This is a genomic window from Flavobacterium sp. AJR (assembly GCF_002156885.1).
GTDB lineage: Bacteria > Bacteroidota > Bacteroidia > Flavobacteriales > Flavobacteriaceae > Flavobacterium.
Genome location: NZ_NCWQ01000012.1, coordinates 21434 through 34941, shown reverse-complemented (window position 1 = coordinate 34941; position 13508 = coordinate 21434). Strand labels below are relative to the sequence as shown.

General features: G+C 34.3%; 13 protein-coding genes. 6 read left to right on the top strand and 7 right to left on the bottom strand.

Features of this window, described 5'->3' with window-relative positions:
• Nucleotides 1-13: 13 nt before the first annotated feature.
• The gene (locus B8T70_RS04730; protein ID WP_039111171.1) at nucleotides 14-1750 is read right to left on the bottom strand and encodes a nickel-dependent hydrogenase large subunit; all 1737 of its coding nucleotides are present in this window, start codon (nucleotides 1748-1750) and stop codon (nucleotides 14-16) included.
• Between the two features lie 18 nt (nucleotides 1751-1768).
• The gene (locus B8T70_RS04725) at nucleotides 1769-2896 is read right to left on the bottom strand and encodes a hydrogenase small subunit (protein WP_039111172.1); all 1128 of its coding nucleotides are present in this window, start codon (nucleotides 2894-2896) and stop codon (nucleotides 1769-1771) included.
• A 198-nt stretch (nucleotides 2897-3094) separates the two neighbouring features.
• Between B8T70_RS04725 and B8T70_RS04720 the strand changes: the two genes are divergently transcribed.
• The 4 genes from B8T70_RS04720 to hypE are packed head-to-tail and all read left to right on the top strand — an operon-like array spanning nucleotide 3095 to nucleotide 5573.
• The gene (locus B8T70_RS04720; RefSeq protein ID WP_039111173.1) at nucleotides 3095-3436 is read left to right on the top strand and encodes a hydrogenase maturation nickel metallochaperone HypA; all 342 of its coding nucleotides are present in this window, start codon (nucleotides 3095-3097) and stop codon (nucleotides 3434-3436) included.
• Between the two features lie 6 nt (nucleotides 3437-3442).
• Nucleotides 3443-4306 carry a hydrogenase nickel incorporation protein HypB gene (gene hypB, locus B8T70_RS04715; protein ID WP_086894105.1) on the top strand — a complete coding sequence of 288 codons (864 nt, stop codon included), beginning with the start codon at nucleotides 3443-3445 and terminating at the stop codon, nucleotides 4304-4306.
• 4 nt (nucleotides 4307-4310) lie between these two features.
• On the top strand, nucleotides 4311-4547 hold the full coding sequence (locus B8T70_RS04710) for a HypC/HybG/HupF family hydrogenase formation chaperone (RefSeq protein WP_039111175.1): 237 nt from the start codon (nucleotides 4311-4313) through the stop codon (nucleotides 4545-4547).
• Between the two features lie 9 nt (nucleotides 4548-4556).
• Nucleotides 4557-5573, top strand: a complete 1017-nt coding sequence (gene hypE / locus B8T70_RS04705) for a hydrogenase expression/formation protein HypE (protein WP_086894104.1) — start codon at nucleotides 4557-4559, stop codon at nucleotides 5571-5573.
• Between the two features lie 579 nt (nucleotides 5574-6152).
• Here hypE and guaB read toward each other — a convergent pair.
• From guaB to B8T70_RS04685, 4 genes are all read right to left on the bottom strand, one after another.
• On the bottom strand, nucleotides 6153-7625 hold the full coding sequence (gene guaB / locus B8T70_RS04700; protein ID WP_039111178.1) for an IMP dehydrogenase: 1473 nt from the start codon (nucleotides 7623-7625) through the stop codon (nucleotides 6153-6155).
• 245 nt (nucleotides 7626-7870) lie between these two features.
• Nucleotides 7871-9271, bottom strand: a complete 1401-nt coding sequence (locus B8T70_RS04695) for a DUF5723 family protein (protein ID WP_086894103.1) — start codon at nucleotides 9269-9271, stop codon at nucleotides 7871-7873.
• Nucleotides 9268-9819, bottom strand: a complete 552-nt coding sequence (locus tag B8T70_RS04690; protein ID WP_086894102.1) for a hypothetical protein — start codon at nucleotides 9817-9819, stop codon at nucleotides 9268-9270. The genes B8T70_RS04695 and B8T70_RS04690 overlap by 4 nt, the downstream gene beginning before the upstream one ends.
• Nucleotides 9820-9900: 81 nt before the next feature.
• Nucleotides 9901-10767: a hydroxymethylglutaryl-CoA lyase gene (locus tag B8T70_RS04685; protein WP_086894101.1), complete on the bottom strand. Its 867-nt coding sequence runs from the start codon at nucleotides 10765-10767 to the stop codon at nucleotides 9901-9903.
• A 359-nt stretch (nucleotides 10768-11126) separates the two neighbouring features.
• On the opposite strand from B8T70_RS04685, the gene B8T70_RS04680 reads away from it, so the two are divergent.
• Both B8T70_RS04680 and B8T70_RS04675 read left to right on the top strand, forming a co-directional pair.
• Entirely contained in the window at nucleotides 11127-11738 is a 612-nt protein-coding gene (locus B8T70_RS04680; RefSeq protein WP_086894100.1) for a hypothetical protein, read from the top strand.
• Nucleotides 11735-12448: a DUF3307 domain-containing protein gene (locus tag B8T70_RS04675; protein ID WP_086894099.1), complete on the top strand. Its 714-nt coding sequence runs from the start codon at nucleotides 11735-11737 to the stop codon at nucleotides 12446-12448. The genes B8T70_RS04680 and B8T70_RS04675 overlap by 4 nt, the downstream gene beginning before the upstream one ends.
• On the opposite strand, the gene B8T70_RS04670 is transcribed toward B8T70_RS04675, so the two are convergent.
• Nucleotides 12434-13453, bottom strand: a complete 1020-nt coding sequence (locus B8T70_RS04670; protein WP_086894098.1) for a quinone-dependent dihydroorotate dehydrogenase — start codon at nucleotides 13451-13453, stop codon at nucleotides 12434-12436. The genes B8T70_RS04675 and B8T70_RS04670 overlap by 15 nt on opposite strands.
• Nucleotides 13454-13508: the final 55 nt, after the last annotated feature.

Sequence of the window (13508 nt, the reverse complement as noted above, 5' to 3'; positions counted from 1 at the left end):
TTTACAATTTAAATTAAGAATTACAAATTGTGATATCGTTTACTTCTTTAATAATATCTCCATTTTCATCGTATAAATGAACTGCACAAGCGATACAAGGATCAAATGAATGTATCGTTCTAATGATTTCTAATGGTAATTCTGGATTTGCAACTGGTGTATTTAGCAAACTACTTTCGTAAGGAGATCGTTGCCCTTTTGGATCTCTGGGAGAAGCGTTCCATGTCGATGGAACTACTTGTTGATAATTAGCCACTTTTGCATCTTTTATAACAATCCAATGGCTCAAAGCGCCTCGTGGTGCTTCGACAATACCTACTCCTTTAGCCTCTTTTGGCCAGGTAGACGTTTCCCATTTTTCTGTATTTGCGATATTGGTATCTCCTTTTTTAATATTCTCAATTAAAGTATCAAAAAATTCCAGATTCCAGTTTGCCACTAATTTTGATTCTAAAGCCCTAGCGGCAGTTCTTCCTAAAGTCGAGAATAGTGCTGCGGCTGGAACTTGCAATTTTGATAATGTAGAATCAATAGTTTCTTTAAATTCTTCTCTTCCGGACGCATATCCAACTAACATTCTAGCAAGCGGACCTACTTCCATCGCATGACCTTTCCATCTTGGTGTTTTGATAAAACTGTATTTTTCATCAACATTCAAATGTGTATAAGGTGGTTTAGGACCTGTGTAATTTATTTTGGTTTCTCCGCTCCACGGTTGTCTTCCTAAATTACCATCTCCTTCATAATCATACCAGGAATTATTTACATACTCTTCTACTGTTTTTAAATCTCTTAAATCTAAGTCATGAAGTTTAGATAAATCTTTATTCAAAATAACTCCCGACGGGAATTTAAAATTAATATCGTTTGTATTATTATGCCCCTGCATTGGGAATTCTCTAGAAGACATAAAATTATGAAACCCTCCAATAGCCCCCCAGTCTTTATAATATCCTGCAATGGCAAGAACATCTGGAACATATACTTGTTCTACAAATTGCTTCCCTTCTTCTAAAAGTTGTCTTACGTGGGCAAGTCTTTCGGCATTTAGTCCACTTGCATCATCAAGGTTAATAGAGCAAGCCATTCCTCCAACTAAAAAATTGGGGTGTGGATTTTTACCACCAAAAATAGCATGCACTTTCACAATTTCTTTTTGCCACTCTAAGGCTTCCAAATAATGAGCAGTTGCCATTAAATTAACTTCGGGTGGTAGTTTCATTTGTGGATGTCCCCAATAACCATTAGCAAAAATTCCTAATTGCCCACTCTCTACAAATTTTTTTAGTCTTTTTTGTAAATCCGAAAAATAACCTGGTGAACTTTTTGGCCAATTTGAAATAGATTGTGCTATTTGAGAAGTTTTTACAGGATCTGCGTTCAAGCCACTTATTACATCTACCCAATCAAATGCGTGGAGATGATAAAAATGAACTACGTGATCATGTAAGTATAAAGCTCCTAGCATAATATTACGAACCATTTCTGCATTTGGAGGAACTACAATTCCAAGTGCATCTTCAACAGCTCGTATTGATGCGGTAGCATGGGAAGCTGTACAAACCCCACAAGTACGTTGTACAAAAGCCCAAACGTCTTTTGGATTCCTGTCTTTTACAATGTTTTCAAGACCTCTAACCATAGTCGAAGATAAAAAGGCTTCTTGTATAGTTCCATCCGAAATTTCTACTTCGGCTCTAAGATGTCCTTCTATTCTAGTAATTGGGTCTACCACTATTCTCTCTGCCATTCTTTATTTTTTTATAGATTATAAATCGTCTAAGTGTTTTTCGTTTTCAGTTGCCTGATTAATTCTTTGATTTAGCTCTTTTCGTTTTGATACATTAGAGAGGATGGCATGAACCCCAATACCTGCAGCAACTCCCCCAAGGGCAATTTTACCTATTGTATCGGCATTTGCTTCTATATCTCCCGCTGATACAGAGGAGTCTCTTGAATAAAAACTTCCTGCGTCCCAGAAATCTTTGGCACTACAGCCTAAACAGCCATGCCCGGATTGAATTGGGTAGCTTACCCCTCCATTCCATTTCATATTACCGCAAGCATTGTAGGTACTAGGTCCTTTACAACCAACTTTGTATAAGCAATACCCCTTTTTTGCATTCTCATCATCAAAATTTTCGACAAATAATCCTGCATCAAAATAAGGTCGGCGATAACAACTATCATGGACTCTTTTAGAATAAAATGCTTTTGGTCTACCTGCATTATCTAGTTCTGGCAATTTCCCAAAGGCAACAATATGTACAATAATACCAGCCATTACCTCTCCTATAGGAGGGCATCCCGGAACATTGATAATTGGTTTATCGGTAATGATTTTGTTTATAGGTACTGCTCCTGTAGGATTCGGTTTTGCTGCTTGTACACAACCAGATGTTGCACAACTTCCCCAAGCAATTATCGCTTTTGCCCCTGCAGCAGATTCTTTTAGTATATCAACAGCGCTACGGCCTCCTATACAACAATAATTTCCGTCGGCGCCAAGAGGTATAGAGCCTTCAACACAAAGAATGTATTCTCCTTTGTATTTATTCATTGTTGCTTGTTTAGCTGCTTCGGCTTGATGCCCAGAAGCGGCCATTAGCGTTAGCGTATAATCTAATGATATTTTGTCTAAAATAATATCGGCAACAATAGGATGATCCGAACGAATAAACGACTCACTACAACAGGTACACTCCTGAAAATGTTCCCAAATAACGGGTAATCTGGGTGTCCTTTCTAATGCTTTTGTGATCTGTCCTATTGCAGAACTTTCTACACCCATATATGCCCCTATATATGCTACAAATTTTAAAAAATCTCTCCTACTATAACCTTGTCTTTCGATACTATTATAATAGGTCTCATTCTTTTTGACTTTATCCTCCATCCTTAAGTTAGTTTTTAAAACACTTCATGGTCTATTTGATTTAGAATACTCAACATTGCAGACCAATACTTTCATTAAATATCAATACTTCAAATTTTATTTTATTTTTCCTACAATTTTATGATAATTATCATGTTCTGAAAGGTTTAATAAACTTAAATTGACCCCTAAATTTTTGTTGCTAAAAGCAAATTCAATATGCATGAACTTTCTATTGTCTCCTCTATTGTAAAAACTGCTCATCAAGAAGTAGAGAAAATAAAAGGAAAAAAGGTCTTAGAAATTTATCTCGAAATAGGAAAATTATCTGGCGTCGAGATGGATTCTTTTCATTTCGTATGGCCATTGTGCACTAATAACAGTGTGCTGGATGGTTCCAAATTATTTGTTGAAGAACCTGTCGGGAGGGCAAAATGTGCAGAATGTAATCACACCTTTATTATCAAAAAAATATTTGATTCCTGCCCCAATTGCAACAGTCCTTTTAAAGAAATTTTAGAAGGGAAAGAACTAAAAATTAAAAAATTAATTATAAAATAGAAAATTATGTGTACCACCTGCGGATGTAGCTCTGATGAGAATGAAATAAGATATACTAAAATGGGCGAAAAACAGAATCATTCTAACAATAGTAATTTTCATCATCACCATCATGATAATGAACTACAACATGATCATGAACATGACCACGAACATACTCATGACCATAATCATAACCACAGCCATCATCATAGTCATAGTCATGATCATAGTCACGAGATAAGTGTGATACAATTAGAAAAAGATATTTTACATAAAAACCAATTAACTGCCGAGAGAAACAGAGGTTTCTTTGAAGCTTTAAATATTTTCTCAATCAACTTGGTGAGTTCTCCCGGATCAGGAAAAACATCATTACTGGAACGAACAATTACTGATTTAAAAAGTAAAATAACTTTTTCAGTTATCGAAGGCGATCAACAAACCACAAATGATGCTGACAGGATTCACAAACTTAATGTTCCTGTAATTCAAATAAATACTGGAAAAGGATGTCATCTTGATAGCGAAATGATCTCGAGAGCTGTTAAAGAATTGAAACCTAAACAAGATTCGATTATGATGATTGAAAATGTTGGAAATCTAGTTTGTCCAGCGATGTTTGACTTAGGAGAATCTAAACGTATTGTAATTATATCTGTGACCGAAGGTGAGGATAAACCCTTAAAATATCCTGATATGTTTTATGGTTCGCAAATATGCATTATCAATAAAATAGATTTATTACCATATTTAAAATTTGATTTAGAGAAATTAAAAGAATATGCCAGAAAAGTAAATCCTCAATTAGAATTCTTTGAAGTTTCGGCCACATCTGGAGAAGGGTTAGAAGCATGGTATACCTATTTAACCCAATCAATAAACCAATAACAGTATGTGCTTAGCAGTCCCTGGTCAACTTAAAAAAGTAACAATGCAACTCGATGAAACTTTTAGAATTGGAAACGTTTCATTTGAAGGAATTATTAAAGAAGTCAATCTAACGCTTGTTCCCGAAGCAAAAGAAGGCGATTATGTTTTAGTACATGTTGGTGCTGCTATAGGTATTATAGACGAAGAAGAAGCCAAACGTACTATGGCAGTTTTAAAGGAAATGGGGGAAGAAATTTAAATTCTAAAAATGAATAATTCTAAAAATTCAGAAGCAATTTATCTACATCACGGAAGCGGTGGAGAACATATGACGCAATTATTAAATGATGTTATTTTAAAGATTTTAAAAAACGATATTTTAGATGTTCGACATGATGGTGCCTTTATAAATTTACAAGGAAATTTAGCCTTTTCTACCGATAGTTATGTTATTTCTCCCATTTTCTTTAAAGGAGGAAACATTGGAGAGCTTGCTGTAAACGGAACTGTAAATGACCTCTCTATGTGTGGAGCAATTCCTAAATATCTCTCTTTATCATTAATAATTGAAGAAGGTTTTAGTTTAAACGAATTTACCCAGATTATTAAATCTATAAAATCGGCTGCCGACAAAGCTGGCGTTTTTATTGTTACTGGAGACACTAAAGTAGTTGAAAGAGGAAAAGGAGATAAAATTTACATTAATACTTCTGGAGTTGGAATTGTACATGAAAAAGCAAATATAAAAATTGGGAATATTCTTAAAAACGATGCCATACTTATAAATGGTCCGATAGCATCACACGGAATGGCAATCATGTCGGAACGAGAAGGTCTTCAGTTTGACAGTGATATATTGAGTGACACCACAAACTTAAACGAAATTACACTTGAATTGATAGAAAAATATGGTGCTAAAATTCATTTTCTAAGAGATGCAACACGTGGAGGTCTAGCATCGGTATTACACGAAATTGTAACTGAATGCAATTTTGGAGTGAATCTTTATGATGAAAATATAAACGTAGAAAATCAAGTAAATAGTGCCTGTGAATTACTGGGTTTAGATCCCTTATATGTTGCCAATGAAGGCATATTTGTGTGTATTGTTGATGCTGAAATTAAAGACGGAGCTTTAGCAATTTTACAAAAAACGAATCCTCATGCTTCTTGCATAGGTTTTATAACCGAGGACCATCCTTTAAAAATTATCACCGAGAGTGCATTTGGCGGTAAAAGGGTTTTATCTCCATTAATTGGGGAACAATTACCTCGAATTTGTTAATACCTAGGTTAAGATATAATAGATGCTTTTTTAAAATAAAAGAGGTCAATCCTAAAACCTGTAGAGTAGCCGTCATCAACTTGTCTTTCTGACCCAGAAAGAATCTTAGTCAGAAGCTAGCGCTTGTGCAATGTCATTAAGCTAGGGAAACAATTGTAATACTTTACCAAATAAATCTCTCACAAAGATGTAATCCTAAGGCTTCGGGAGCAAAGGTTTATCTTTTCGACGGAGGAGAAATCTCCGCGAGAAACTCTACAAAAATTGGATTCTCATTGCGGAGTTACTTATTGAGATTTCTCCTCCGTCGAAATGACAATATTATGTTTAATCTTTACTTCTTTTAAAAAAAATAACTCAAAAACTTAACTTAATGACATTGAAAACTCGTGTCTTCCTGCGTCAGAAAGACACCATTGTGGATGTTTTGCAGTAAAATAATTCTTTGTAAAGTTCTTTAATTTTCTTTGCGAAAATGACAAACAATCATTTATTTATTTTTTAATAAAAACCATCAAACGCAAAAAAGGCATAAGAAACTAAATCTTATGCCTTTTGTTTTATATAGAAATCTCTTGATTATCTTGAGTAATTTGGAGCCTCTTTGGTAATTGTTACATTATGAGGATGACTCTCTGTGATTCCGCTAGAAGTGATTCTAACAAAACGTCCTGACTCTTGTAATGTCGGAATATCTTTTGAACCGCAATATCCCATTCCTGCACGAAGTCCTCCAATAAACTGAAGCATACTTTCGTTTAATTCTCCTTTGTAAGGAACACGACCTACAATTCCTTCTGGAACTAATTTTTTAACATCGTCTTCAACATCTTGAAAATATCGATCTTTTGATCCCGTTTGCATAGCTTCAACAGAACCCATTCCGCGGTAAGATTTGAATTTTCTTCCTTCGAAGATAATCGTTTCACCTGGAGATTCTTTTGTTCCTGCTAGTAATGAACCTAACATTACACAATCAGCTCCGGCAGCAATTGCTTTAGGAATATCTCCTGTATAACGTATTCCACCATCGGCAATTACTGGTACGCCAGATCCTTTTATTGCTGCAGCAACTTCTAATACTGCCGAGAATTGAGGAAATCCAACACCAGCAACGATACGTGTTGTACAGATTGAACCAGGTCCGATTCCTACTTTTACACCATCGGCACCATTTTCTACTAAATATTTAGCAGCTTCTGGAGTTGCAATGTTTCCAACAATTACATCTATTTGTGGGAATTTTGATTTTACTTCTTTTAAGGTATTTACAACACCTTCTGTATGTCCGTGAGCGGTATCAATGATAATGGCATCTACTCCTGCTGCAACTAATGCTTCTGCTCTTTGAACTGCATCACCAGTAACTCCAATTGCGGCAGCTACTCTTAAACGACCAAAAACATCTTTATTAGCAATTGGTTTTTGGGTAAGTTTAGTAATATCTCTAAAAGTGATTAATCCAACTAATTCATAGTTTGCATTAACAACTGGTAATTTTTCTATTTTATGACCTTGTAAAACTACTTCGGCTTGCTCTAATGAAGTTCCTTCGGCTACAGTTACCAAGTTTTGACTTGTCATAACTTCAACAATTGGTCTTGTTCCATTTTTTTCAAAACGTAAGTCACGATTGGTAACAATTCCTTTAAGGATTCTGTTTTCATCAACGATTGGGATTCCACCAATTCCGAATTCTTTCATTGCCATTTTAGCATCTGCAATTGTAGAACTTAATGGTAATGTAACTGGATCGATAATCATTCCTGACTCTGCACGCTTTACTTTACGTACTTTGGCAGCTTGTTGCTCGATGGTCATGTTTTTATGCAAAACACCAATTCCACCTTCTTGCGCCATAGCAATTGCCATTGAACTTTCGGTAACGGTATCCATAGCAGCAGATACGATTGGAACGTTTAGCGTTATGTTTCGAGAAAATTTTGATTGGATACTCACTTCGCGAGGAAGCACATTCGAGTAGTTAGGTACTAATAATACATCGTCGTAAGTTAAACCTTCGCCGATAATCTTGGAGTTGTGTGCTATCATGGTGCAATTTCTAGTTGAATTGCGTGCAAATATAGTGAATAAATTGAAAACTTTTACATTATACTATTCAGAAATTTTTAGTCCCGACGCTTCGGGATAAATTCCTATAGTTAATCTCTATTAAAAAAAGCTCCTGAAATCTACCTCGTTCCTAGCCCGGATAGCAGCGGAAATCCTTTATTGTTTTCCTTTAAAACAATAAAGATTATAGCGAATAGCCGGATTAGCTTCTTATAAAAAATAACTTAATAGTATTCAGAATTTTCTTTGAAAATAAAATTAAGTCCAAATTGAAACGTAGCACTATTGGCTTTTGTGATATCCTTGTATTCCAGAATATTATCGACCATAGCATATAAATTGAACTTACCCAGATTTGTTGAAAGTCCAAATCCTATGTTTTTTGAAGAAAAAGAATCTATGGTATAAGTTGCTTTTACTTGAAGATTTTCAAAAAGAGTACGTCTATAAAAAGCCGTTAAAGCTACCAATGGTGTTCTTGGTGTAGACATTGCAAACAATTGTGCTCCTACCCCATTAAGATATTCAGTTTCTCCTTTTGACACACAATTACATTCTTCGTCGGATCTGGATTCACCGAAAGAATACTGAAATGATGCATTAAATTTTACTGGTCGCCAAGTAGTGTATTTACCATAAACTGTGTCACGCGGAATTGCTGCTTCGAACTCATCGAATACATTTTCTGGTTTTTCGGGATTGGTAAAATTAGGATTTACTCCTTCATATTGATAATACCCTTTGTAGGTAATCGTTTCGACATCTTTGCTGTGGCGAATAAAACCAACATCGATTACACTTGCTGTGAGCTGAATATTTTTTTTAGGATAATAAGTTATTCCTGCATCAAAACCAAATCCTAAATTTCCACCCAAAAAAGTGTTTTTTGCAACATCCGAAGCTACACTTCCATTATAATCATCTTTACGAAATTCGGCAATTCCTGAGGTTTTTAGTTCTAAATTAGAAGATATAATTTGATTATACATTGTTGTATTAGAGTTTCCTGTATAAATATATCCCGAATTCTTGGTAGTGGTCGCATTTAATCCGCTAGAATACAACTTTGCTCTACCTCCTAAAACTAATTTATCACTTACTTTTTTATGATATCCAACATGAAAAACAGAAATTACTTCGGCCTTGGCGGTTAACTGACTTAAATCAAACGATTTTCCGATATAATTTTTATTTCCATCTAATGCTAATAATGCCAAATCTTTAGGTACATACATAAAAAAATCGGCTTCTTGATACACTCCAAATGAAACGTAAGCTTTACTTTCTCTGCCTCCAACCTTGAATCCTCCTGAAAACAATTCGACTTGCTGATTAACAGAAACCTTATCATTTTTGGATGCTTTGTTTACTGCATTTCTTAACTTGGTATTAAAGTCGACTCCGTTATTTGCAAACAAATCATAAGCCGAAAAACTGCTTGAACCAAGATTTGCCGAAATACCAGATAACAACGGGACTCCAAAATAATACTTATACGAAATATCTGTTCCTGGATTTACAAGCAACGATTGCGGAATTGAAGAGAAATTATACAACACTTGTTTGTTCTGTGCCAATCCTGAAATAGTCATTGCCAACAAGAAAATTAAATAGATTTTTCTCATTTGATTTCGAAGTAAACAGTTGCTCCCGAACGTAATTTTAATCTTCCTGGGCTATCTGGAGTTAATGGAGTTCCTGGCAGCATGGTAATTCCTATTTCTAGTTTAACTGATTTTTTTAATAAATCTAATGTCTCATTTTCAAAAACATCTGTATACTTTACAATATTTGGTGTGTTTGCATAAGCTGGAACATCTATTTCGGTATGATGAACCACCTGATTATCGACATCAAGAAAAACAAAATTAACTATGTAGGCTCTAGCAATCGTATTATCAATTTCGAAATTGAACTCGGCTTTCTTTAAATTGTCTCTAAAAAAACTATCTCTAAACACATCGAAATCCTGCACGTTAAAAACAACATCCTGTTCTTCTCCATTATCAACAAATGTATTTGCTTTAACATCAAAATAGGTTAAATTGGCAACAAAAACAGGCTCTAATTTAAGATCTTTGGTTTGGTCAAAATCTAAATCACTAGCGCACGAACAAAACAATAACGCAACGATTATGAACCTGAAAAACATATTATATTGATATAATTTCATTGCAAAATTATTTTAATTTGATGTAATGAGAACAACGATTTTGATTAATTGTTGTAATTAAAAGAAAAAGACATTAATGATTTAATGATATGCTCCAAACAATTTAGACGCTTCATTATAAGCACTTTCAAAACTCATAGCTCTTACATTGGTATCTTGTTTTTGTGCTGTAAAATACGACACCATTTTTTCTGTTGGCATGTTTCCTGTTAGTTTATCGGTAGCCATTGGGCATCCTCCAAAACCTTGAATCGCTCCATCAAAACGGCGACAACCTGCAAGGAAAGCAGCATCTATTTTTTCGAACCAAGTATTGGGTGTGGTATGCAAATGTGCGCCAAACTCGATTTGAGGATATTGTGCAATTAAATTCGAAAATAAATACGTAATAATATCTGGAGTTGAACTTCCTACGGTATCAGAAAGCGAGAGTGTTTTCACACCCATTTTGGATAATTTCTCTGTCCACTCCCCAACAATCTCAACGTTCCAGGGGTCACCATACGGATTCCCGAATCCCATCGAAAGATAGGTGATCACTTCTTTGTTCTTTTTATCAGCAATTTCTAATATTTCCTGAAGCGTAATTATAGATTCGGCTATAGTTTTATGTGTATTTCTCATTTGGAAATTCTCGGAAATCGAAAATGGGAATCCTAAATACTGAATCTCTTTATGCTCCGAAGCTATTTCCGCTCCTTGTGTATTGGCAATAATTGCTAATAATTTACTGGTAGTTTGAGACAAATCTAGTTGTGCCAAAACCTCAGCTGTATCTTGCATTTGCGGAATTGCTTTTGGAGAAACAAAACTCCCAAAATCAATGGTATCAAAACCTACTCGCAATAAAGACTGGATATAAGAAACTTTATTCTTGGTAGGAATAAATGTTTTGATGCCTTGCATAGCATCTCGCGGACATTCGATAATCTTAATTTCTTTACTCAAAGCAGTTCTGTTTCTGAATGCTAAGTTACTGTCTTTTTTATATAAATAAAAAATATCTTCCTCGTTTATTTTATTACATAAAAAAGTAATAACTACAAATATTACACAAAAACGTAATAATGAATAATATTCCTTATATTTGTAATATTAAAATTCCTATGAGTAAAGTTAATCGATTTGAGCATTTATAATAAATGTAGGCTTCTCCCGTCCCGAAGTTTCGGGATCGGGACGCTCAGCCTGACAAACTTTTATATGTCCACCTGAGTGGAGTCGAAGTGACATTTTATAATAGGTAAACCAAAGAAATGTAGCCAATTGAAACAAAAAAGCTATTTAATTTTTAATTATATTTGAATATGATAAGCGTAATCACAGGGGATATTATAGGTTCCAGACAACTGAAATCCAAAGATTGGATTGAGAATTTAAAAAAACTATTTTCTCAATTCGGCAAAAATCCGAGCGAATGGGAGATTTATCGTGGTGATGAATTCCAGATAGAAATTAAAAATCCTGAAGAAGCTCTATTAGCAACTTTATTGATAAAAGCCTATTTGAGATCTATAAAACTGGATGCCAGAATGAGTATTGGTTTTGGAGACAAGACCCATACAGCAAAGAAAATATCCGAAAGTAATGGAACTGCTTTTATAAATTCCGGAGAACTTTTTGAAACTTTGAAAAAACAAAAAACAACTTTGGCATTAAAATCCGGAAATCTTGATTTTGATACAAAACTCAATTTAATGTTACGTTTAAGTCTTACTTTTATGGATAACTGGCTGGTTCCTGCTGCTAAATTTATAGTAATTGCAATTCAAAATCCGACATTATCACAGGAAGGAATCGGGATAAAATTAGGCATTAACCAAGCAGCCGTAAGTCGAAGACAGAAACGTGCACAATATGATTTAATGATGGATCTAGACCAATATTTTAGATCACAAATAAAAGAATTTACTTTATGATACTATTTGTAAAATTATTTTTGGCACACTTACTTGGTGACTTTATATTTCAGCCTAATTCGTGGGTTATTGATAAAGAAACCAAAAAACAAAAAAGCATTTACCTATATATACATATAGCCTTACATGGTATTATAGCCTGGATTCTGGTTGGTGAATTGTCCTTTGGATGGTATGCGCTATTATTAGCAATAACACATGGTTTTATTGATTTTTTAAAACTTCATTTCCAAAAAGATACTACCAAAAGAGCTTGGTTTATTGGTGACCAAATTGCACATTTGATAGTTTTGATAGCTATTGCATTTTTATACAGTCAGCAAAGAATATACTTGCATTGGCTTAACAGTCAATTCTGGATTATAGTAACGGGGATTTTATTTTTAACAAAACCAACTTCTATTTGCATCAGAAACCTGATCTCGATTTGGACTCCCGAAAATAAAAATGGAACCGACGATTCTCTTGCCAATGCAGGAAATTACATTGGCATACTAGAACGTCTATTTGTATTTTGTTTTATAATCACCGGACATTTTGAAGCCATTGGTTTTTTACTGGCAGCAAAATCTATTTTCAGGTTTGGCGATTTGAAAGAAGCCAAAGATCGTAAACTAACAGAATATGTTCTTATAGGAACTCTTTTAAGCTTTGGTATTGCATTACTTACTGGCTTGATCGCTCAAGTTATGTTATTACAAACCTTTTAAAATCTCTTTGTTTATTTCTTTAATCAAAGCTGGACCTTCGTAAATAAAACCTGTGTATAACTGAACCAAACTTGCACCTGCATTTAATTTTTCGATAGCATCTTGTGCAGTATGAATTCCTCCTACTCCTATAATAGGGAATGCTTTGTTGCTTTTTTCAGAAAGAAAACGAATTACTTCGGTTGATCTTTGGGTTAAAGGTTTACCCGACAAACCTCCCATTTCTTCTTTATTTACCGATTGCAATCCATCTCTGGAAATAGTCGTGTTGGTTGCGATTACACCAGCAATTTGTGTAGTTTTTATAATATCGATAATATCCAATAATTGCTCATCTGTCAAATCTGGAGCAATTTTTAATAATATTGGTTTTGGTTTTGCATGCGTTAGATTTTTATTTTGTAACGTTTGCAATAATTGTGTCAATGGCTCTTTATCTTGTAACGCTCTTAAGTTTGGCGTGTTTGGAGAACTTACATTCACCACAAAATAATCTACATGATTAAACAAGGCATCAAAACAAATGATGTAATCATCGACTGCATTTTCATTTGGGGTTATTTTGTTTTTCCCAATGTTTCCACCAATTAAAACTCCTTTATTTTGCTTCAAGCGTTCTACAGCTTCGATAACACCGCCATTATTAAATCCCATACGGTTAATAATTGCCTGATCTTCTTTTAAACGAAATAATCTCTTTTTAGGATTTCCTTCTTGTCCTACTGGTGTTACAGTTCCTATTTCTATAAATCCGAAACCAAAATCTGAAAGTTCTTTATATAGTTTAGCATCTTTATCAAATCCTGCTGCAAGACCAACCGGATTACTAAATTTTATTCCGAAAACTTCTCGCTCTAATCGAGGGTCATTTTCTTTATAAATTGCTTTTATAATCGATGAAACTCCTGGTATTTTTGAAATAAATCTAACAAATGAAAAAGTAAAATAATGGACTTCTTCTGGATCAAACCTAAAAAGTATCGGACGAATAAGCAATTTGTACATAAGTGTGTTGTTGTTTTTGTGGGTGCAAATTTAGCTATTATATGCTAAAATGCAC